The sequence below is a fragment of the Campylobacter curvus genome (genome assembly GCF_013372125.1).
Taxonomy (GTDB): domain Bacteria; phylum Campylobacterota; class Campylobacteria; order Campylobacterales; family Campylobacteraceae; genus Campylobacter_A; species Campylobacter_A curvus.
Genome location: NZ_CP053826.1, coordinates 959,913 through 982,208, shown reverse-complemented (window position 1 = coordinate 982,208; position 22,296 = coordinate 959,913). Strand labels below are relative to the sequence as shown.

At 44.9% G+C, this 22,296-nt stretch carries 21 protein-coding genes; 9 read left to right on the top strand and 12 right to left on the bottom strand.

Annotated elements, in window-relative coordinates; translation table 11 throughout:
* The first annotated feature begins 59 nt into the window (after nt 1-59).
* The 7 genes from CCVT_RS04755 to CCVT_RS04725 all read left to right on the top strand — a co-directional run bounded on the left by CCVT_RS04755 (nt 60) and on the right by CCVT_RS04725 (nt 7,812).
* A complete protein-coding gene (locus CCVT_RS04755) occupies nt 60-2,762 on the top strand; it encodes a valine--tRNA ligase (protein WP_018136279.1) in 2,703 nt (900 codons plus the stop codon).
* 183 nt (nt 2,763-2,945) lie between these two features.
* A complete protein-coding gene (locus tag CCVT_RS04750) occupies nt 2,946-3,902 on the top strand; it encodes a methionine ABC transporter ATP-binding protein (protein ID WP_026175439.1) in 957 nt (318 codons plus the stop codon).
* Nucleotides 3,902-4,576, top strand: a complete 675-nt coding sequence (locus tag CCVT_RS04745) for a methionine ABC transporter permease (RefSeq protein ID WP_018136276.1) — start codon at nt 3,902-3,904, stop codon at nt 4,574-4,576. Before CCVT_RS04750 ends, CCVT_RS04745 begins: the two co-directional genes overlap by 1 nt.
* Nucleotides 4,577-4,825: 249 nt before the next feature.
* The gene (locus CCVT_RS04740; protein WP_018136275.1) at nt 4,826-5,608 is read left to right on the top strand and encodes a MetQ/NlpA family ABC transporter substrate-binding protein; all 783 of its coding nucleotides are present in this window, start codon (nt 4,826-4,828) and stop codon (nt 5,606-5,608) included.
* Nucleotides 5,609-5,757: 149 nt separating this feature from the next.
* On the top strand, nt 5,758-6,537 hold the full coding sequence (locus CCVT_RS04735) for a MetQ/NlpA family ABC transporter substrate-binding protein (protein WP_169765161.1): 780 nt from the start codon (nt 5,758-5,760) through the stop codon (nt 6,535-6,537).
* A 33-nt stretch (nt 6,538-6,570) separates the two neighbouring features.
* Nucleotides 6,571-7,209 carry a LysE family translocator gene (locus CCVT_RS04730; protein WP_018136273.1) on the top strand — a complete coding sequence of 213 codons (639 nt, stop codon included), beginning with the start codon at nt 6,571-6,573 and terminating at the stop codon, nt 7,207-7,209.
* A 3-nt stretch (nt 7,210-7,212) separates the two neighbouring features.
* Nucleotides 7,213-7,812, top strand: a complete 600-nt coding sequence (locus tag CCVT_RS04725) for a DedA family protein (protein ID WP_018136272.1) — start codon at nt 7,213-7,215, stop codon at nt 7,810-7,812.
* 114 nt (nt 7,813-7,926) lie between these two features.
* Here the strand turns inward: CCVT_RS04725 and mog are convergent, their stop codons facing one another.
* The 10 genes from mog to CCVT_RS04675 all read right to left on the bottom strand — a co-directional run bounded on the left by mog (nt 7,927) and on the right by CCVT_RS04675 (nt 18,874).
* A complete protein-coding gene (gene mog, locus CCVT_RS04720; RefSeq protein WP_009650445.1) occupies nt 7,927-8,457 on the bottom strand; it encodes a molybdopterin adenylyltransferase in 531 nt (176 codons plus the stop codon).
* Nucleotides 8,454-10,124: an AAA family ATPase gene (locus CCVT_RS04715; protein ID WP_018136271.1), complete on the bottom strand. Its 1,671-nt coding sequence runs from the start codon at nt 10,122-10,124 to the stop codon at nt 8,454-8,456. The genes mog and CCVT_RS04715 overlap by 4 nt, the downstream gene beginning before the upstream one ends.
* Complete coding sequence (gene mtaB / locus CCVT_RS04710) at nt 10,105-11,355, bottom strand: tRNA (N(6)-L-threonylcarbamoyladenosine(37)-C(2))-methylthiotransferase MtaB (protein WP_018136270.1); 1,251 nt, start codon at nt 11,353-11,355, stop codon at nt 10,105-10,107. The genes CCVT_RS04715 and mtaB overlap by 20 nt, the downstream gene beginning before the upstream one ends.
* Entirely contained in the window at nt 11,352-12,938 is a 1,587-nt protein-coding gene (locus CCVT_RS04705) for a mechanosensitive ion channel family protein (RefSeq protein WP_018136269.1), read from the bottom strand. The genes mtaB and CCVT_RS04705 overlap by 4 nt, the downstream gene beginning before the upstream one ends.
* Entirely contained in the window at nt 12,935-13,975 is a 1,041-nt protein-coding gene (aroB, locus tag CCVT_RS04700; protein ID WP_018136268.1) for a 3-dehydroquinate synthase, read from the bottom strand. The genes CCVT_RS04705 and aroB overlap by 4 nt, the downstream gene beginning before the upstream one ends.
* A 49-nt stretch (nt 13,976-14,024) precedes the next feature.
* The gene (locus CCVT_RS04695) at nt 14,025-15,449 is read right to left on the bottom strand and encodes a COG3400 family protein (protein WP_018136267.1); all 1,425 of its coding nucleotides are present in this window, start codon (nt 15,447-15,449) and stop codon (nt 14,025-14,027) included.
* Nucleotides 15,450-15,513: 64 nt separating this feature from the next.
* Nucleotides 15,514-16,083: an ABC-type transport auxiliary lipoprotein family protein gene (locus CCVT_RS04690; protein WP_155827509.1), complete on the bottom strand. Its 570-nt coding sequence runs from the start codon at nt 16,081-16,083 to the stop codon at nt 15,514-15,516.
* A gap of 5 nt (nt 16,084-16,088) precedes the next feature.
* Entirely contained in the window at nt 16,089-17,030 is a 942-nt protein-coding gene (locus CCVT_RS04685; RefSeq protein ID WP_018136265.1) for an MlaD family protein, read from the bottom strand.
* Nucleotides 17,031-17,771: an ABC transporter ATP-binding protein gene (locus tag CCVT_RS04680; RefSeq protein WP_018136264.1), complete on the bottom strand. Its 741-nt coding sequence runs from the start codon at nt 17,769-17,771 to the stop codon at nt 17,031-17,033.
* A complete protein-coding gene (locus CCVT_RS04675) occupies nt 17,768-18,874 on the bottom strand; it encodes an MlaE family ABC transporter permease (RefSeq protein ID WP_018136263.1) in 1,107 nt (368 codons plus the stop codon). The genes CCVT_RS04680 and CCVT_RS04675 overlap by 4 nt, the downstream gene beginning before the upstream one ends.
* Nucleotides 18,875-18,950: 76 nt before the next feature.
* On the opposite strand from CCVT_RS04675, the gene tgt reads away from it, so the two are divergent.
* Together tgt and CCVT_RS04665 are read left to right on the top strand one after the other, a co-directional pair.
* Nucleotides 18,951-20,111 carry a tRNA guanosine(34) transglycosylase Tgt gene (gene tgt, locus CCVT_RS04670; protein WP_018136262.1) on the top strand — a complete coding sequence of 387 codons (1,161 nt, stop codon included), beginning with the start codon at nt 18,951-18,953 and terminating at the stop codon, nt 20,109-20,111.
* On the top strand, nt 20,108-20,833 hold the full coding sequence (locus CCVT_RS04665; RefSeq protein WP_018136261.1) for a CorA family divalent cation transporter: 726 nt from the start codon (nt 20,108-20,110) through the stop codon (nt 20,831-20,833). Before tgt ends, CCVT_RS04665 begins: the two co-directional genes overlap by 4 nt.
* Nucleotides 20,834-20,876: 43 nt before the next feature.
* Here CCVT_RS04665 and lpxD read toward each other — a convergent pair whose 3' ends face one another.
* Both lpxD and ilvN read right to left on the bottom strand, forming a co-directional pair.
* Entirely contained in the window at nt 20,877-21,830 is a 954-nt protein-coding gene (gene lpxD, locus CCVT_RS04660) for a UDP-3-O-(3-hydroxymyristoyl)glucosamine N-acyltransferase (protein ID WP_018136260.1), read from the bottom strand.
* Between the two features lies 1 nt (nt 21,831).
* Nucleotides 21,832-22,293 carry an acetolactate synthase small subunit gene (gene ilvN, locus CCVT_RS04655; RefSeq protein WP_026175437.1) on the bottom strand — a complete coding sequence of 154 codons (462 nt, stop codon included), beginning with the start codon at nt 22,291-22,293 and terminating at the stop codon, nt 21,832-21,834.
* Nucleotides 22,294-22,296: the final 3 nt, after the last annotated feature.

The window sequence follows — 22,296 nt, the reverse complement described above, 5'->3', positions numbered from 1 at the left end:
TTTTACGCGATTGTGACGCCACAAGATATCGGCGCGCAAAGCAAATAAAAGGATAGAAAGTGGCTGATTTTTACGACGCAAAGCAAACGGAAGAGAAATTTTATAAAATTTGGGAAGAGCGCGGATATTTCGAGATAGACGCGAATAAAGAGATCCAAAAGCCAAATAAAAAATTTTGTATCATGATGCCGCCTCCAAACGTGACCGGCTCGCTTCACATCGGACATTCGCTTACTTTCACGCTTCAAGACATAATGACTCGCTACAAAAGGATGGACGGCTACAAGACCCTCTGGCAGCCGGGGCTCGATCACGCGGGTATCGCCACTCAAAACGTCGTAGAGAAGCAGCTTCTATCCCAGGGTATCACAAAAGAGAGTATCGGGCGCGAGGAATTTGTAAAAAAAGTCTGGCAATGGAAAGAAAAAAGCGGTGGCATGATAGTGCATCAAATGCGCCGTCTAGGCATCTCTCCTGCATGGAGCAGGCAGAGATTTACCATGGATGAAGGGCTAAAAAAGGCGGTCAAAAAAGCCTTCGTGAGCCTTTATGAAAAGGGTCTCATCGTGCGCGAAAACTATATGATAAACTGGTGCACGCATGACGGCGCGCTCAGCGACATCGAGGTCGAGCACAAGGAAAACAAGGGCAAGCTTTATTATTTGCGATATTATTTAGCTGAAAATTCGAGCTCTTGCCAAAACGATAAGGCGCAGAGTGCGTCGCAGTGCAGTTCGAGTGCGGATATTTCGCAGATGGCGTGCGAGACGAGCCGATATGTGGTAGTCGCCACGACGCGTCCGGAGACCTACTTCGGCGATACGGCGGTAATGGTAAATCCAAACGACGAGCGATATAAAAATTTGATCGGTCGCAAGGTCGTGTTACCTATCATCGGACGCGAGATCCCGATCATCGCCGACGAGCACGTAGATATGGAGTTTGGAACGGGGCTTGTCAAAGTAACGCCTGCACACGATACGAACGACTACGAGGTCGGCAAAAGACATGGACTTGAATTTATCACCGTTTTTGATGAAAAAGGCATTTTAAACGAGCAGTGCGACAAATTTAAAGGGCTTGAAAGGCTGGCGGCACGAGAGCCTATCGTGCGCGAGCTAGAAAAGATCGGCAATGTCGAAAAGATCGGAGACTACGATAATCAAGTAGGCTACTGCTACCGCTGTAAAAATGTCGTCGAGCCATACATCTCAAAGCAGTGGTTCGTAAAAAAACAAATTGCCGATAAAGCCATCGAGGACGTTGCAGCGGGTCTTGCTAAATTTTACCCGCCGCACTGGATAAACAGCTTTAACGCTTGGATGCGCGAACTTCGTGACTGGTGCATCTCACGTCAGCTTTGGTGGGGACATCAGATTCCGGTGTTTTACTGCGACGAGTGCGCTCATGAGTGGGCGGATGAAGGCGAGCCGAATGAATGCCCGAAGTGTAAAAGCAAGAAATTTCATCAAGACCCAGACGTACTTGATACGTGGTTTAGCTCGGGGCTTTGGCCTTTTAGCACGCTTGGCTGGGGCAATGGCGAGGAGCTGAAAAATGAAAAATGGTTCGAGGGCGATCTAGCTGAATTTTACCCAAATACCCTGCTGATAACGGGCTTTGACATCCTCTTTTTCTGGGTCGCTAGGATGATGTTTCAGGGGCAAAATGCGCTAGAAAAGCTGCCGTTTGACGACATCTACTTGCATGCTCTGGTTAAAGACGAGCAAGGCAGAAAGATGAGTAAAAGCCTTGGCAACGTCATCGATCCGCTTGATAGCATTGAGGAATACAGTGCGGACATCTTGCGCTTCACGCTCGCCCTACTCGCCGTGCAAGGCCGCGACATCAAGCTAAGCGACGAGAAAATGAAGCTGGTTAGAAATTTTACGAATAAGCTTTACAACGCCGGCAAATATCTGCTTTTAAATGAGAGCAAATTTGACGATCTAGACAAAATCGAGGTCAAAACGCCGCTTGGAGCGTATATGCAAAGTCGCTTTTACGAGTGCGTGCGCGAGGTGCGCGAGAACATTGACGCGTATCGCTTCAACGACGCGGCGAATGCGCTTTATAAATTTTTATGGGATGAGTTTTGCGACTGGGGTATCGAGCTAAGCAAGGCGAGCAAAGCAAGTGTCGCCGAACTGGGCGCGATATTTAAAGAGACGATGAAACTTTTAAGCCCGTTTATGCCGTTTATTAGCGAATACCTTTATCACGAGCTTAGCGGGACAAATTTGCAGAGCTCGGCGTCCATAATGATCTCGCGCTATCCGCAGGCAAAAGAGCGAAATTTAGAGGTTGAGAAAATTTTCTCGCTCGTCATCGAAGCGATAGTTAGCATACGCCGCGCAAAGGCTACGATCGAGCTTGGTAACTCAAAAATAGCAAAAGCTTATGTCAAGCTTAACGGCGACGTAAATTTAAGCGAGGCCGCAAACTACATCGCCCTACTCGCAAAGTGCGAAAATATCGAATTTACGAGTACTAAGATAGATGGTGCGATCAGCGATGTGAGCGAAAATTTACAAAGTTTCATACCGCTTGAAGGCGTGGATATGTCGGCGATGATAATGCGACTGCGGTCGCAAAAAACTAAACTGGAAAAAGAGATAGCAAAGCTAGAAGGCATGCTAAAAAACGAGAAATTTGTCGCCAACGCTCCGGCGGAGGTGATAGAGGCAAATAAATCAGGGCTTGCAAATGCGCAAGAACAGCTTAAAAAGATAGATTCAGAGCTTATGAAATTTGATAAATAAACCTTTGAAAGGAGCGACGATGAGAAACGGCAGTATCGGAGGATTTACACTTGGGACGGTAGTGGCGGTCGCGTTATCATGGGGAGCGAACCATAGCATATTGTGGGCTATAATTCATGGTTTTTTAAGCTGGATATATGTGATTTATTATATTTTGATCAGAATATGAGGTAGTTGAATTTAATGATAGAGATCTCAAATTTACAGAAATTTTATGGTAGCACGCAGATATTGTACGATATAAATTTAAGCGTTGCTAAGGGCGAAATTTACGCTATCGTGGGGCATAGCGGTGCGGGTAAATCGACTCTGCTTCGCTGCATAAACGGACTAGAAAGCTATCAAGGCGGTAGCTTAAAGGTGTTTGGGCGCGAGATAAGCAAACTCAAACAAAACGAGCTAAGAGAGCTTAGGCGCGATGTGGGGATGATATTTCAGCATTTTGCGCTGATGGCTAGAAAAACGGTGTTTGAAAACGTCGCCACTCCGCTTAAATTTTGGAGCTATCCAAAGGAGAAAATCCAAACCAGAGTGAGCGAGCTTTTAAATTTAGTCGGGCTTGAAAACAAGGCAAAAAGCTATCCTAGCGAGCTAAGCGGCGGACAAAAGCAGCGCGTAGCGATCGCTCGCGCTCTTGCACTTAGTCCAAAAATTTTACTCAGCGACGAGGCAACGAGCGCACTTGATCCAAATACGACGAATTCTATTTTGGAGCTTTTAAAAAAGATAAACGCCGAGCTTGACATCAGCATCGTCATTGTCACGCACGAGATGGAGGTCGTAAAATCAGTCGCCAGCAGAGCCCTTTTGCTCGAAGGTGGTAAGATAATCGGTAGCGGCAGCATCGAGGAGCTATTTTTAAAACCCGATGAAAAAATGAAGGAATTTTTAGGTGAGATCGAAATTTTACCCGCAAGCGGCGTGAATATCCGCCTCTTTTTTCCAAAAGAGGTCGCGCAAAACAGCGTCATCACACACATGGCACGCACGCTAAATATCGACTTTAACATCGTCTGGGGCAAGCTTGAAAAGCTCGATAAAAACGTGCTTGGCTCTCTCGTGATAAATGTCGAACTACAAGATGAAGCGCGCGTGATCGAATACATCAAACAAAGCGGCGTGCTTTGGGAGGTGGCGTAATGTTTGGCATAGATTTTTCTAAATTTCCCGACGTGTTCGCACGTATTTTACTTCCTGCGATCAACGAGACGCTTTATATGAGCCTGGTTTCGACGTTTTTGGCCTTTGCTATCGGGCTTATACCTGCCGTGTTGCTCGTGCTTTCGGACAAAGACGGGCTGAAACCAAACGCGAAGCTTTACTTCACGCTTGACGTGCTCATAAATACACTCAGAAGCTTTCCGTTTATCATCCTAATAATCGTACTTTTTCCGGTCACGAAAATGATCGTAGGCACAAGCATAGGCACGACAGCGGCGATCGTCCCGCTTACTATCGGGGCTGCACCTTTTGTCGCTAGACTCATCGAAAATGCGCTAAAAGAGGTCGATAAAGGCATCATCGAAGCGGCAAAAAGCTTTGGCAGCTCAAATTTACAGATCATCTTTCGCGTGATGTTTGTAGAGGCGCTACCGGGCATCATCTCGGCCTTTACGCTAACTCTCATCGTAAATATCGGCTTTTCAGCGATGGCTGGCGCAGTCGGAGGCGGCGGACTTGGCGCGGTCGCTATCAACTACGGCTATCAGCGTTTTAGACCTGACATTATGCTTTACACGGTCGTGATTTTGATCATAATGGTGCAAATTTTTCAAATTCTTGGAAACTTTTTTTACAAAATTACAAAAAAATAGCACATTTTTATCTGATTTTAAAGTTTTTTCATTTAAAATCGCCAAATTATTTTACTTGAAAGGATAAACATGAAATCAGATATGTGCGAAATGTGTCGCTTGATAGAACATAAGTCGTCGAAAGACTAACCGCTAAGCACAAATTTCTTTTTAAGTGCTTAGCTTGCTAAATACTTAAAAAGAAATTTAGACACTACTTTAAATTTATCCTTTTAAGTCGTTTAGCGCAAATTTAAAAAAGGATAAAAAATGAATAAAATACTTCTCTCTTCCCTAGTCGCCCTTGGTCTGTCACTATCTGCAAATGCCGCCGATAAAGCAAAAACGATCATCGTAGGTGCCACTCCCGTGCCGCATGCCGAGATCCTCGAAGTCGTAAAACCGATCCTCGCAAAAGATGGCTACACGCTTGAAATAAAAGAATTCAACGACTACACCGTGCCAAATTTAGCCACAGAAGATGGCGATCTGGACGCAAACTACTTCCAACACCTGCCGTATCTTGAGGAATTTAATAAAAACAAAGGCACTCATCTTGTTAAAACCGTCGGCGTGCATTTAGAACCTATGGGGGTTTATTCAAAAAAGATAAAAGACATCAAAGAGCTTAAAGAGGGCAGCAGCGTCTCGATACCAAACGACCCGACAAACGAGAGCCGCGCGCTTGATGTTTTAGCCAGCGCAGGTCTCATCAAACTAAACAACAACCCGCTAAAAACCCCGCTTGACATTGTCGAAAATCCTAAAAAGCTAAAATTTGAAGAGATCGAGACAGCCCAAGTGCCGCGCACCCTAGATGATGTGACGATCGCGGTCATCAACACAAACTACGCTATGAACGCAAATCTCAACCCTACAAAAGACGCGCTCGTGTTAGAAAGCAAAGATAGCCCATACACAAACTACGTCGTAGTCAAAGCCGGCAACGAAAACAGCCCGAAGACCAAAGCTCTCGACAAAGCTATCACAAGCCCGGAAGTGAAGAAATTTATCGAGGAAAAATATAAAGGCGCGATACTTCCGACGTTTTGATCTTGCAAGCTACTTAAATTTTCCCTACCGTAGGCAAATTTAAGCGCGCAGTGAGCCTAAAATTTAGTTTAGAGGACACTCTTAAATTTAAGGCGGCGTAAAAGCTTTTACCTTTTTAGCGCCGTCCTTTTCATAAAAAAGGAAAAATAATGAAAATTTTAAACCTGCTAGCAGCCGCATTTTTGGCTTTAAATTTATACGCCAAAAGCGACGATAAAACCATAATAGTCGGCGTTTCGCCAATTCCGCACGCTGAAATTTTAGAATTTGTCAAACCAAAGCTAAAAGAGCTTGGATACGACCTGGTGATCTCGGAGATCACGGACTACTCGATCCCAAATATCGCGACACAAGATGGCGATCTGGACGCGAATTTCTTCCAGCATTTGCCATATCTTGAAGAGCAAAACAAAAACCGCGGGCTAAATTTAGTCAAGGTCGCGAGCGTGCATGTCGAGCCGCTTGGGCTTTATTCAAAAAAGATAAAAAACATAAACGAGCTAAAAGACGGCGCGACGGTCGCGATCGCGTATGACCCGTCAAATGGCAACCGCGCTTTGAGGATTTTGGAAAAAGCAGGACTCATCGAGCTTGACAAAAAGGCTGTGCAAGCGACCCCTCACGACATCACGAAAAACCCGCTACATCTTAAATTCGTCGAACTTGAAGGTGCGCAGATACCACGCACGCTTGATGAAGTCGATCTCGCCGCTATCAGCACAAATTTCGTGCTCGATCTAGGCATGAGCGTGGCAAAGGATGCGTTGCTACTTGAAGACGCAAATAGTCCCTACGCAAACATCATCGTCACAAGAGCAGGCAATGAAAATAGCCCAAAGATCAAGGCTCTTGTTAAAGCGGTGTTGAGCGATGACACGAGGAAATTTATCCTCGAACGCTACAAAGGTGAGGTCATACCGGCGTTTTAAAATGGCCGAGCAGCCCTAAATTTAAAGAAAAAAATGAATCCGCTTATGATTTTGACCCTGGCGGTCACGCACTTTTTCGTGCTGATCGTCCCGGGTCCAGATATACTTCTCATACTTCGCACATCGCTAGCTAGCGGCTACAAAGAGGCGATCGCCGCTAGCCTTGGTGTGGGGTGTGGCATCGTGATATGGATATTTCTCACCATTCTTGGACTAAACGCCCTATTTTTGGCATTTCCAGCAATACAAATTTTACTGATGATCGCTAGCAGCCTTTATCTACTTTATCTGGGTGTGGGCATTTTGAGGTCGCTAAAAAGCGGCGGTAGCCTAAATTTAAACGGCAAAGCGACCAAGGGCGGACTACGGAAATTTTTCATCACCGGATTTTTTACAAATCTCTCAAATCCAAAAGCAGTGCTTTATTTTGCCAGCGTGTTTTCGGTTTTTGTTAGCTCTCTTGACTCGCTTTGGCAGCTACTTGGCGTGGCGTTTTTCATCAGCTTTGAAAGCCTTTGCGTATTTTTACTCGTGGGTAAAATCTTCTCAGCCAAAAAGCCACGTGAGATTTTTTTAAACAATCAAAAAATTTTAGACGCCGTTTGCGGTGCGATATTCATCGTTTTCGCACTTCTCATCGCTTTTGAGTGTTACCAAAAGATACAAGGATAAATTTTGCAACAAATCATTGATTTTATCGTCGGTATCGTGAGTCAGTGGGGCTACACGGGTATTTTTGTTATGATGTTTTTAGAAAGCTCCTTTTTCCCGTTTCCAAGCGAAGTGGCGATGATCCCGGCGGGATACCTCGTGCATAAGGGTGAGATGAATTTGGTATTTGCGTTTTTAGCTGGTGTGGGCGGCAGCCTAGCAGGAGCGGTATTCAACTACTATCTGTGTTACTTTTTCGGACGTGAGCTTATCTTAAAATACGGTAAATTTGTCGGTATCACGGATGAAAAAATGGCAAAATTCGAGGCATTTTTCAACAAACACGGCGAGATCTCGACCTTTAACTGCCGCCTGATCCCCGGCATCCGCCAGTATATCAGCCTGCCGGCAGGGCTAGCAAAGATGAATTTGGCTAAATTTTGCCTATTTACCGCACTCGGAGCTGGCATCTGGGTCGCGATACTGCTTGGCGTTGGATATTTTTTAGGAACGAACTATGATCACGGCACGCTTAGCCATATAGTCATCGCTCTACTCGTTGCAGTTGCGTTTATAACGGCGTTTTACGTTCTTTACATCAGGCGAAAAAATAGGAAAATTTAGCTTAGTTCGCTTTCAAAATTCTCTTACTTACTCCAGGAACAACAGCTTTATGCAGAACACTGCATTAGAATTCGGCTTTTCAAGAAAGTTGCAAAGCAAGAAGAAATAATAATTTTATTTCTTCTTCGGTCTAAACACCTTCATCTTGCTCTCATCAGTCTCGATAAACGCTCCGCCGATAAGGTCGATGCAGTATGGCATAGCCGGAAATATCGGCTCTAGGCACTCTCTTATCGCCTTTGGCTGACCGGGTAAATTTACGATAAGAGCGTGAGCGCGGATACCGGCTGTCTGACGCGAGAGGATCGCTGTGGGGACAAATTTTAGGCTCGCTGCGCGCATTAGCTCGCCAAAGCCCGGCATCATCTTTTTACACACAGCCTCGGTCGCCTCGGGTGTCACATCGCGCTCTGCAGGTCCAGTGCCACCTGTAGTTAGGATAAGATCGCAGCCAAGCTTATCGCTCATATAAATGAGTCGCTCTTTAATAATTTTAAAATCATCAGCTATGACTTCGTAAAAATACTCTCGCTCACTCACGATCCACTCATCTAAAATTTGCCTGATAGCAGCACCAGAAAGATCCTCATAAATACCCTTGCTTGCTCGATCAGATAGAGTTAAAATTCCTATTTTAGCTTTCATTTATCCTCCAGTTCATAAGTCTCGTTTAATATATTTGCCACCATCTCTTTATCCACGCTCTCATAGACTAGCAAAAATTCGCTGATACGCGCTATTTGCATGCTTACGCCCTTTAAAAAGCTTATGGTTTCTTCTCTTGCCTGGCTCAAAATTTCCTCGACGTCTGCAGGATTTGGCACGAAAGACTTTCCCATGCCGTATTCGTAGACCATCTTTGAGGCCAAGTCTTTTGCGTAGTTCAAGTCCGTGCTGGAATTTGAAAATATATCGTTCTCGTCAAGCTCCAGCTTGCACATACCGGCTAAAAAAACCTTTATGCGAGAGATCATTTGCGAGCGCGACTCTATCTCTCTTTCGATACCGACGAACCTATCCTCGATGAGTGAAATTTTGTCGAATTTCACATCAAACCAAAAGGCGGCCAGCGCCTTTGCCGCCTGATAGGTCGCTTGTATCTTTTTCTCGGACTCGGAGTAGCTTAGCACCTTTTTTTTACCGAGCAAAACCTTATTTAAGACCGCTTCAAAGTCACCCATCCTTAAAATTTCGCTGCCGTTTCTTAGCGCGTTTATCGCCGCTTCATTTACGAGCGTGCTTAGTGCCGCCCCTGAAAAGCCTACGCTCATCTTAGCTATATCGCTCACGTCGGCTTCACATTTTTTGCCTTTTAGATAGGTCTTTAATATCGCCATCCTATCCTTAAAATCAGGCATAGATAGGAAAATACGCCTGTCAAATCGCCCCGAGCGAAGCAGCGCCTCGTCGATCATCTCGATGCGATTCGTCGCTGCGATCACGATGACGCCTGAGTTGTCTTCAAAGCCGTCCATCTCGGTCAGCAGCTGATTTAGCGTGGCTTCGCGCTCGTCGTTGCGGCTACCTCCCCTGCTCTTTCCCACTGCGTCTATCTCGTCGATAAAGATAATAGACGGGGCGTAGGATTTTGCCTTGCTAAAAAGCTCACGGACACGTTTTGCGCCCATGCCGACGTAAATTTGCACGAAGCTAGCGCCGTTTTGATAAAAAAACGGCACGTTCGCCTCTCCGGCGACCGCCTTTGCCACGAGCGTTTTGCCTACGCCAGGAGGTCCTATCATCAGCACACCTTTTGGCATTTTGATACCGAAATTTCGGTATTTTATAGGGTTTTTTAGAAAGTCCACGATCTCGCTAAGCTCCATTTTGACATCATCGATACCGGCTACATCGTCAAATCTCACGTTTGAGATCACCGGTGTAGCGAAGGAATTTACTATGCTTTCAAGATCGTAAGCCGGCGTTTTATCACCGGCTGGCTGGCTCTTTTTTCTAAATCTAAGCAGTAAAAGCACTGCTACAAAAAATATCAAAAGTATAAAGCAAATGGTGAAAATTTCGCTCATCACGATATAGTTTTGCGTTCGCTCGACGGGCACTTTTTTGACGAGCTCCTTTATATCCACGCCATCTTTTATGATCTTGTAGCGGTTATTTTGGGCGTAGAGTATGACGTCGTCTTCATCGATTACGGCCTTGTCGATGAAGTTGCCGCTAAGAAGCTGCATATATCCTTCGTAGCTTATGCTCTTTGGTTCTTTGCTCACGGCAAGAGCCAGGACGACGACCAGAAGCACCGCCGCAATGATCAAGATATTTTTTTTGTTGAATTTAAAACTGAATTTTTGCATAATTCGCCTCATTTTGGACCTCATATTCGCCTACCTCCAACCACTCTTTGCTTATATCTCTAGCCGAGTCGATCCTTAGCTTATTATAAAACTGATCGAAGCCCTCGTAGAGATTGGCATTTTTTTTCTCCACCAAGACCTTTAAATTTTCCTTATGCCGTTTTCTGAAATTTAGATTATTTTGCGCGGTGATCTGCTTTAGTAAATTTAGCCTCTCTTTCGCCACGTCGCCGCTGACACCTGCTTTCATCGTCGCAGAGTGCGTATTTGCACGAGGAGAATACGCAAACACATGCAAATGAGTAAGCGGGAATTTTTTAAAATTTTCAAGCGCCTCAGCCCAGATCTCCTCGCTCTCTCCAGGGTGCCCCACGATAAAATCAGTCCCCAGCGCAAAGCCAAGCGAGCTTAGCTCGTTAAAAAGTTCCAGGTCGCTAAAGGCTTGATTCCTACGGCGCATGATACGCAGCATCTTTTCGCTGGTGTGCTGAAGCGCGATATGCAAATGCCGCTCCAGCCAGCTCTCTTTTAAAATTTCGCGAAAGCTCTCGTCTATCTGGCTTGGCTCGATACTGCCAAGTCTAATGCGCCTGATGCCTGGAATTTTGCCTAAATTTGCCAAAAGCCTGCCAAGCGAGCTACCCGTATCTTTGCCGTAGCTACCGATATTGGTGCCTGTTAAAACAAGCTCATTATAGCCGTTGGCGGCTAAAATTTTAGCCTCGTTTATGATAGAGCTTTCATCCATGCTTCGCGCTTTGCCGCGCACGGACGGGATGATGCAGTAGCTGCATGCGAAGTTGCAGCCCTCTTGGATCTTAATGAAAGCCTTGGTGTGGTTCTCGTAGCTCGTCACGATGTTTTTATCGATGGAATTTAGATCGCCAAGCTCGAAAAAGCGCTGTTTGGAGCTTAAAAGAGAGTTGATATTTGCTTTTTGGCTAGCGCCCATGACTCCAAATATAGCGTCCTTTTCAAAGAGCTCTTTGCCTTTACTGACCGCTCCGCAACCTGTTAAAATTACCTTTGCACCGCGCCTTTTCACGCCATTTATGTAGTTTCTCACGCCGCTGTCGGCGGAGTTTGTGACCGTGCATGAGTTTATCACGACTACATCAGCTATCTCTTCGTCATTTGTGATCTCGTAGTCCTTTACGTAGCTTTTCATGAGCTCCGTATCGTAGATGTTCGTGCGACACCCGAAAGTTTTAAAAAATATCTTTTGCATCAAGCCAGACTCTCGCCTTCAAATTCGCTATGAGCACTTGGAGTCTGCTTCTTGCCAAGATAGAGCGTTTGGCTAGGATATGCGATCTTTATGTCGTCTTCTTTATTAAACGCGTCTATGAGCTCCGCACTTATCGTGCTTCTAAGCGCTAGCGTGGCGTATGAGTTGGACATATACCAGCTAGAGATATTTATACCGTATGGCTCGAAAAATGTGAAAATTCTAGGCTCGACGTTTGGATTTTTCACGCTGTATTGACTGCGAAGCTTCGTCATTTGGCGTTTTGCGATATCAGTGTAGCCCTTTGAATACTTTCGTACGATCGTTTTAGCGATATGCACGGCTTTTTTATGGTTGCTATCAAAGCTTATCACGATATCGATGCCGTCCCAAACGGTCTTCATACCGTAGTGCGAATAGTTTGCGATGAGATCGGTAAATATATAGTTGTTCGGTACGAAAACGATACGCCCTGCGCGGCGGTTAAATTTATACGTCGAGTAAGTCACGTCCTCAAACACTGTCATCCTAAGTAACGATATATCGATGATATCGCCTACAAATTCCGATCCGTCGTGAAAGACTCTGACGCGGTCTCCCACGTGTATCGAGCCGCCAAACATTATCACCATCCAGCCAAGCATGCTCATAAACATATCTTTCATCGCGATAGCGATACCGGCCGATGCAAAACCAAGCACCGTCACGACGTAGGTGACGTTTTCGATATAGGCAAAAAGCAGTATCAAAACGATGATCGTAACATTTAGGAAATTTAAAAATTTATTGACCGTGTAAAATCGCTCGTTGTCGCTGATAGTGCGCTTTGCGATAAATTTCGCAAAAAACGTAAGAGCGATAGTGATGATGATCACGATAGCGATGTTTAGCATGCTCAAAAACTGCGATTTTATATCCGTCGTCGTTATGTTTATGGCTTCATCCGCTCTTTTTTCATAGACGTTGAAAGTGGTGTTGGCTATCTGCTTTACTGCGTTAAATTCGCTTATCTCTTGCCTAAGAGCGTAAAGATCGTCTCTGTTTGCATCGCTGTTGTCAAATTCTAGTAGCTGCGTCATCAGCTTTTCTTTATCCTCCAGCTTTGACAAAAGAGCCTCGAGCTCGACGATATGACGCGAATAATCAGCCTTTTCGCCCTTGATCTTTTTGATGTATGAAAAGCCCGATATCAGCGCGATAGGATTTATTATGCGTGGCGGAGTCTCGACCTCGGGAGCGGCCAGCATATTTGAAAAAGGCACTTTCTCATACTCTTTTAGTAAATTTATCTGCTCTTTCAATGTCCCGCTACGTCTGATAAGCTCGTCACTTTTGCGCGAATTTTTATCCAGTTTTTTAAGGGCGGCCTCGTTTTTTTCAAGCTCGCTTAAAAGATTTTGATAGGTGTTGTAGTTTGCGTATCTGGTTATCCACACGTTGCCTCTTAGCGAAGTGTCGATAGCAGATATTTGCTGCCTTATGTCGGCCGCTTTGCTGCTGTTTTCGATATCATCAAGTGGCACGCTCGCATTTTGTTCGCCATAAACAAAGGCCAAAAGTCCCAGTAGAAAAAGTAAGATCCTCATTTGAATTCTCTTAAAATTTTTATCACATCGTCACGTTTTATATCGTTTTTCATAACCGCGCTTCCGATACCGTTTGAGAGTATGAATTTCACGCTGCCTTCTTGCGTCTTTTTATCCAGCATAAAGGCTTCGTAAAACGCACTCTCATCTCTTAGCGCGTAGTGCGTAGGCAGGCTAAATTTAGCCAAAAGCTCTTTGATCTTAAGAGCATCTTTTTGGCTCATCAAGCCAAGCTTCACCGAGAGAGAATTTGCCATATTCATACCGATCGCCACCGCCTCTCCGTGCAGGTATTTTTTATAGCCGGTCTCATTTTCTATCACGTGAGCGAAAGTATGTCCGTAGTTTAGCAAAGCACGTAGCCCTCGCTCTTTCTCATCGGCTTCGACCACACGAGTCTTTATGAGCACCGATCTTTCGACGAGTTTGGCTAAATTTTGCTCCTCGTCAAGCGTTGCACTTTCAAGCCACTCAAACATTTTTTTATCAAACGTGACCGCCATTTTCACAGCCTCGGCCAAGCCCGCGTTAAATTCTCTAAATGCCAAAGTACGTAAAAATTTACTCTCGCAATAAACCGCTTTTGGCTGATAAAACGAACCGATCAGATTTTTGCCGAATTTATTATTCACGCCCGTTTTACCGCCAACGCTCGCATCGACTTGCGCTAGAAGCGTCGTTGGGATATTTATGAAATTTATCCCGCGCTCATAAATGCTCGCCGCAAAGCCCGTCATATCGCTTATCACACCGCCGCCAAAGGCTATGAGCGTGCTTGAGCGATCAAGCTTGCTCGTAAAAAGCTGCTCCAAAATAAGCTCGATCGTCGCTAAATTTTTATACTCCTCGCCGTCAGGAACGCTGATAATAAAGTATTCGTCACATTTTAGAGAATTTAAAAGCGTATTTAGATGAAGCCCAGCGATTTTTGGATTTGTCACGATCGCCGTTTTGCCCTTTATCTCTATGCGCTCAAGCTCGTTTATATAGACATTGTAGCCGTATTTCTTTTGCTCTAAATTTAATCTTATCTGCATCATTTACCTTTTAGTTATTTTATCCAAAAAGCTTCAAAAATGTCTAAAGTCATTCGCTAGTCGGCACAAAAAGCTGCGAGTTGCCACTTAATTTTTTATAAAGACGGTTCATATCAGCCGACAAAAACGCAAACATATCAGTATGCGTGAATTTCTCGTCAAACATGACAAAATGCAGCAGATCGTCGCTGCCCTTTAGCTTTATGAGCGGATTTTTCTCCTCGTCGTTTTCGATGATTATACGTTTTGAAAAGAGGTTGCTGATACTTTCAAAATGCTCGCTAAGCTCGGCAGTGTCGCTGTTTTTGCTATCAAAATAGTAAAATTTCATCTCGATATCAAGCTGAGTGCAACAGTCCATTATGACGGCTGATTGATTTTCTATCTCTTCGCCCTGCTCGCCTAAAATGACGCCCTGCCTTATCTTTTGTAGCGAAATTTTGCCCGTTTTTAGCACCGGGATCTTGGTCTCGTAAAAGAGCCTTTGAAATTTAAAAAAATACTTGTCGTCGCTGACTAAAAGCCCCACATCAGCCCTTGCTATCTCGGCCTTTACGTTAGAATTGTCCCGTGCAAAATAATCCATCAAAACGATGATGTTTTTATCCTTGATCGCCTTTAGTCTATCTAAATTCTCGCCAAGCGTCGGGTTTAAAATTTTAAAGATCAATCGCTTGTTGTTTAGCTTGGAATTTAAAAATAAGCTATCGTCTATGAGCTTAGCGATACACTTATCGCTCATCACGCGCATATCAATGATCGTGTAGATGTTGCTGCCAAAAGGGTTTGGAAACTGCCCTCTTTCGCGCTTTATCGAGCGATAGACGTTTTGAAGTACGTTTGGATCGCCTACGATGAGTAAGGTATCGTTTGGATGTATCATCACGCTTGGCTTTGGTAAGATTATCTCGCTACCACGATAAACGAGGGCTATACGCCACTTTTTTTGTTGTATGGAGTTGATGTGACGATACATATAGGCACTTCCTATCGGCACTTTCACCTCCATTATCTCGCCCTCGCTAAGCCCGATATTATCGGCAAGTACTGGCACGTCAGGCAGATAGTCCATCAGTCTTGAAGCCGCGATGTCTCTTACATCGACGATGCTTAGGTGCTTATCGGCGCTAAAAATTTTATCTTGGGCGTCATCTTGCTCCCAGATATTCATAAAAACTATCTCTGTTTTCGTACTGATCCTGCGTAAATTTTCGTAGCTTGCCAGTGCGTCGGCTTTGTTTTGAGTGATGATACAAAACTGGCTAAAATACCCGTCCGCGACGCTCTTTAGCTTTGAAAAGCTGGTAGGATCGAAGTGATAGAAGCTAAAGTTTTCAAAATTCATCTGAGTATCGATGATCTCTTTGTTTTGCGCGATGATGATGTAATGATGGGAATTTGACTTCGCTTCAAAAAGTCTGCTGAGAAAATTTTTAGCCAAGATCCCGTCGGCTATTATCAAAATTTTTTTCATATGCTCTCCAAATTTAAACGGACATTATAGCAAAACGGGATTAATCAAGGCTAATGAGCTAAGATCAAACGATATCGGCCAAAAGCGTATCGATAGCTAAATTTACGGCTTTGTTTATGGTGTCAAATATCGTTTTCGAGCTAGGATCTGGGCAGAAAAGCTCTTTGTTTATCATGCCTGATTTTATCGATTTGTTCGCGTTAAAAAGCTCGTAGGCAAAGGCGATCTCGGCCTTGTCGCCTCTGATTTGAAGCGATATGACGCTGATCTTTAGGCGCAGATCTTCAAAATTTGGCGAAAATATCGGCTTTGCAGCGCAGTTTGAGTAAAGCCCCTTGACAAGGGCTTTATAGATCATCTCGCTTGGAAGCGCTACGAATTTCGCATCTTGCAAGAAGCGTATCTGATTGTTTTCGGCGACTATGAGGATCTGGCGAGTATCGACCATGTCGAGAGCGCTCACCTTTTCGATATAGACGTTTTTGCGAAACTCTTGACGTTTTTCTGCGGCACACTCTTTGTTCGCGTAGTAAATCTCATACATCGTCGCTTGAGGTACATCGGTCTTTAAAGAGCAGCCAGCAAAGACTGTTACCAAAATAAAATACATAAAATTTCGCGTAATATTTTTCATATTTTTCATTTTCCATCTCCATTTTGCTGTGAATTTGGTACCGGATTTTTAAAGAAAAATTCGTAAGGATTGTCCTCTAAGCGGTAAAGCGCGCCTCTAAACTCTCGCAATGTCTTTTCAAAGCCACTGAAAAATTCAGTCGCTTCAAGAAGCATCGGCGTGAGCGTATTTTTCAGATCGTATTCGCCGTTTTCAAGCTTGATCTTTACTAAATTTTGAACGTTTTGATATCCGCCTATGGCTGTATTCAGGGACTTTGCAACTAAATTTGCATTTGTAAGCAAGGCATTTACGTTTTGCATCGTGCGGTTTATATCGGCTTGGTCCAGATTGTCAGTGAAATTTCTAAGATCAGTCACTATCTGATCGACTTTGCTAAGCCCGTCCTCATCCGTCAAAACGCCCGTAAATTTATCGATATTTGCCAAGATCGTGTTTAGATGTTCGATATTTTCAGGCGAGAAGAAGCCATCTATCTTTGTCAGCGTCTGATTTAGCTTCTCGGTTATATTTTGCGCGTTCGTGCCTAGCTTTGAGAGCAAGCTCTGCTCCAGACGCAAGATCGGTCGCTCACCCTTGGCAAATTCCTCTTTGCCGCGGCTTATATTTATGCTGGCCACGCCGCTTATAGCCTGCGTCTCGATGCTAGCGACGCTATCTTTTCGTATCGGCACGTCATCGCGGATCTTCATCGTTATCTCGATAAGTGCGTTTTTATCGTCTTTTACGAAGTCTATCTTGCTTACAGTACCTGCCGGCACGCCGATAAATTTCACCTGCGAATCGACCTTTAACCCGCTTGGTAGCTCGCTAGTATGGATGTAGTAATTTTTGTATTGTAGTTTGCTGCCGTCGTGGTTCGTCATCCACCAGATGAATACCGCAAAAGCGCTCATACAAAAGATAAAAAACATACCCACTATCGTGTAAGAATTTCTATTTTCCATCTATTTTTTCCTCATTTTAAACAGCTCTTCGAGCGGATTGTGTCCCGCATTTTCAAGCTCCTTTAAAGTTCCTTCAAAGGCGATCTTTTTGTTTTCTATTATCAAGAAGCGATCAAGTATATCAAAAATACTATCCGCATCGTGCGTGACCATCACGACAGTAAGACCCAGGCTGTCCCTTAGATCCCTCACCAGTGCGTCCATCTGGCGCGAGCTGACAGGATCCAGTCCACTATTTGGCTCATCTAAAAATAGCACTTTTGGACTAAGCACCAGTGCGCGGGCCAGTGCAGCGCGCTTTTTCATACCGCCGCTTAGCTCACTTGGATAGAGGCTAGCGCTCTCCTTTTTAAGGCCTACTTTTTGTATCCAAAACATCGCGATCTCGTCGATCTGACGCTTGCTAAATTTCGAGTATTCGCTCAGCAAAACGCCCACATTATCAAGGATATTCATCGAGCTGTAAAGCGCGCCGAACTGAAACATCGTCCCGCTTGAAAGCTTTATCTCTCTTTGCTCTGTCAGATCGCTCTTCCACATATTTTTATCGTCAAAATATACATCCCCTTCATCAGGCTTTTTTAGATATATCATCGTTTTCATCAGCGTCGTCTTGCCGCTACCGCTACCGCCTAAAAAGCCGTAAATTTCAGCCTCGTTCACACTCCAGCTCACATTATCGTGCATTACGCGCTCGCCGTAGCTTGTAGTGATATTTTCGCCTCTGATGATTTTTTTCATATTTTTAGCCACATGAAGATTATCGCAAAAAACGCATCAAGCGCGATGACCCAAAATATCGCATTTACGACGCTTATAGTCGTCATCTCGCCAAGGCTTTGAGCGTTTGAATTCACATCAAAGCCGCGCATGCAGCCGATTATCGCTATGATCGCTCCAAAAAACGGCGCTTTTATCATACCCACTGCAAAATGTCTAAGCTCGACCATATCCTTAAAACGGCTAAGATAGTCGGCAAAGCTGATATCAAGCACACCTTGACATATCAGCATCTGCCCTAAAATGCTTATCGCATCGGCTATAAAAATGATGATAGGAAGCGACAAGACCATGGCGATGATACGTGGCAAGACCAAAAAATTAAACGGCTCAAAGCCCATCGTTTTCATCGCGTCTATCTCCTCGGTGAGCTTCATCGCGCCGATCTGCGCCGTAAAGCTGGACGCCGAACGTCCCGCAACCACGATAGCTGCGATGAGCGGGGCGACCTCGCGTAAGGTAAGCATACCCATGATCTCGACGATAAATATACTAGCTCCAAAATTTGCCAGCATCGCACTGCCAAGGTATGCGAGCACCACGCCTATCAAAAAGGCGGTCAAAGATACGATAAATACGGCATTTACACCGCCATCTTTTATGTAATTGCTAAATTCTCGAAGCCGCAGGCTCATAGGATTAACGAAAATTTTTATGGTTTTTATGAGAAATTCGCCCAAAAACGAGCCAAATTCCAGTAAGTTTTTAAAGCCGTCGCAGATCTTCTCGCCCAAACGAGCGAAAAAATTGAGCTTATTTTGTGGCGGGATATAGCTAAAATCGATACTTTCATCATCAAGTAGGCTGATCATCGCTTTTATTTTCGTATCGGAGGTTACAAATTCAGCCTTTTTACCTTTTATGGCATTTTTAACAAGTATCAAAACCGCGTAATCAACGTGCAAAAGCTGTGAAAAATCAAATCGCAAAGAGCCTCTTGCTTTAGCGATCCTAGAAAATATGTTTTGCAAAATTTTGGCGTCTTTGTAGGTAAATTTACCGATAAATTTAAAGCTCGTCACGCCGTTAGCAGCGGTAGAAATTATCTCATTTTCCTTTTGCAAAGGCTTCCTTGTTTGTCTTTTAGAGTGTGATTATAATATAAAATTTGCTAAAATATCAAAATTTTAAAGGACAAAAATGAAATTTGAAGTCTTAAAAACAGATGGCAATGCACGCGCCGGAGTGCTCGTAACCGCGCATTCGGTCATACAAACGCCAGTTTTCATGCCAGTTGGCACAGTGGGCGCGGTAAAGAGCCTTGACGCCACCGATATGCAGGAGATTTTGGACGCCAAGATCATCCTAGCCAACACCTATCACATGTATCTGCGCCCGGGTAGCCGCGTCGTGGCGGAGTTTGGCGGGCTGCACGGCTTTTCTAAATTTGACCGCTCGTTTCTCACCGATAGCGGCGGCTTTCAGGCGTTTAGCCTGCGCGCGAATACTAAAAATGACGAGGGCGGCATAAAATTTAAAAGCCACATCGACGGCAGCATGCACTATTTCACGCCCCGCTCGGTGCTCGATACGCAATATGAGCTAGGCTCTGACATCATGATGATTTTGGATGACCTCGTCGAGCTTCCCCGCGACCCGCACGCCCTCAATGCAGACGAAAAGGCGCGGCTAAAAAAACGTATCGATCTAAGTGTGGCTCGCACGATAAAATGGGCGCGCGAGGCGATAGATTATCATAAATTTAAGCAAAGCGAGGGCGCGGGGCTAGATCAAAACATCTTTGGCATCATCCAAGGCGGCACCGACTACGACGCACGTAAAATTTGCGCGCAGAGCCTGTGCGATATGCCTTTTGACGGGCTTGCGATCGGCGGGCTAAGTGTGGGCGAAGCAAACGAGCATATGTATGAGACCGTGGAGGCTATGATGCCCTTTATCGACGCTGCGCGCCCGCGCTATCTCATGGGGGTCGGTACGCCAGAGGACATCGTCGAAAACGTGGAGCGCGGCGTGGATATGTTCGACTGCGTAATGCCTACGCGAAACGCCCGCAACGGTACGCTCTTTACGAGCTTTGGCAAGATCGCTATCAAAAACGCCCGCTTCGTAAATGATCATGAGCCGATCGACCCGGAGTGCGAGTGCTACACCTGCCGCCGCTACTCGCGCGGATATCTAAATCACCTATTTCGCGCGCGCGAGCTCACGTTTTTCCGCCTAGCCAGCATTCATAATCTGCATTATTATCTAAATTTAATGAAGCAAATTCGCGCGGCGATAAAGGACGGGAAATTCGCCGAATTTAGAAGAGAATTTTACGCAAAAAGGCAAGCCAAATGAGCGAAAATTCGCAAAATTTAAAGCCCGGCGCCAGAGCAGTTACGGGATATTTTTACGCCGAGAGTTACGAATACTTAAATTTCGCCACTTCCGCGCAGCTGGCGCATTACAAATTTTTCTTTAAAGACGGCGAAATTTTTACCGACGAAGCGCTAAGCGAGCGCACGAGTATAGACGAGCTAACGGCTGCGATCAAAAAAATTTTAAACTCTCATAAGGAGAAAATTTCACGCTATTTAGGGCATTTGGAGAGTTTCGAGACGATTTACAAAAAGCCAAAAGAATATCCTGAATTTATGAAGCGACACGCCGAACTAAAATACGAAATTAGCAAATTCTATAATAAAATTTCGCGCCTGCAAGACGCGCTGATAACCTGCGCCAACGAGCAAACCGCGCTTAAAAAACCGCTAAAACGCTTCATCGCCGAAACCGGCGCCGCAAAAAGCGTAGTTGCCGAGTGCGGGGCGGAGCTGGACGATATTTACGCCTTTATCCAAAGCGTAAAAAACGACAAAATCAACCGCAATATCTATATATTGACGATGATTTCGACGCTTTTGCTGCCGCTAAATTTTATAACGAGCTTTTTTGGAATGAATACGAACGGGCTATTTTTAAGCGAGTATAAAAACGCCACGACGATAGTGAGCGCCTTTATGCTGGTGACTCTGATTATTTTAGCTATTTGCTTTTGGCTATATGACAAAAAGCAGGAGTAACGGGGCTAGAATTTCGCCCCATAAAATCGCGGATCTAACCGCGTCAATTTTTCTTGAAAAATCTTAAAATTTTAGCCTGAATTTTAAAAAACTCATCAAGCGGCATTATAGGATACGCTCCGGCGTATTTTTTACCTGCGTCCAGGTCTTTACTCACGCCGCCTCGAGCGGCTATTTGTGCAAAGTCGCCGACTCTGACATGTCCGGCCGAGCCGCTTTGTCCGCCCATGACGACGTTTCGTCCTAGCGTAGTGGAGCCTGCCAGTCCCGTTTGCGAGACGATGAGGCAGCCGTTTCCAAGCTCGCAGTTGTGGCCTATTTGAACGAGATTGTCTATCTTTGTGTAGCTTGCTATCACCGTGCTTTCAAAGACGCCGCGATCTATCGTAGTGCATGCGCCAACCTCGACGAAATCGCCCAAAACAACGTTGCCGTTATGATAAATTTTAACATGCTCGCCGGTCTTTGTGTGCGCGTAGCCAAAGCCGTCCGAGCCGATGACACAGTTTGCCAGTAAATGACACTCGTCACCGATGACGCAGTCGTTATAGATGACGACGTTTGGGTGGATGATGCAGTTTTGGCCGATCTTCACGTTATCGCCCAAAAACACACCCGCCATCACGATGCTACCCTCGCCTACGCTGACATTTGAGCCGATATGCACGTTTGGCATTATCGTGGCGCTTTGGGCTATGTTTGACGGCTTTGGCTCGCAAAACAGCGGTTTTGCAAAGTCCTTACTAAGTATCGCAAACGCTAGATGCGGGTTCTCGCAAACTAACGCACTCATGCCTTCAGGCACAAAAGGGAGTAAATTTTGAGAGATCAGTATCGCTCCGGCGTTTGAGCCTGCGATGAATTTCGCGTTTTTCTCGCCATCGCAGTAGCTAAGCTCGGCTTTGTTTGCATTTTTTAAAGAATTTAGAGCAAAGATCTCTATATCCTCACCGCTAAAGCTCGCACCCGTTTTTTGCGCTATTTCACTTAGTTTCATCTTAAATATCCATCAAAACCGAGCCGCCACGCACGATGTCGACCGGGTTAAATTTTTTTATCGCTTTTAAAAAGTTATCTATCCTGCTCGCGTCATCGGCGACCATGACGATGATGTAGTTTTCGTTCGTATTTGCCACACTACCGTTGTATGCCTTTAGTATCGCGTCAAGCCCGGCAAAATTTTCATTTAACGGGATCTTTATGAGCGCCATCTCTTTTTCTACGAATTCCCCGCTTTCGATGACCTTATATGTAGGTATGAGCTTGTGAAGCTGCTTTACTATCTGCTCCAGCACGCGCTCATCGCCGCCAGTGACTATGCTAAGGCGCGAAAATTTACTATCTGGTATAGGTGCGACTGTGAGGCTGTCGATGTTGTATCCGCGTCCTGCAAAAAGCCCGGAGATACGAGCCAAAACGCCATGTTCGTTCAAAACTATAACCGAGATCACTCTTCTTATACT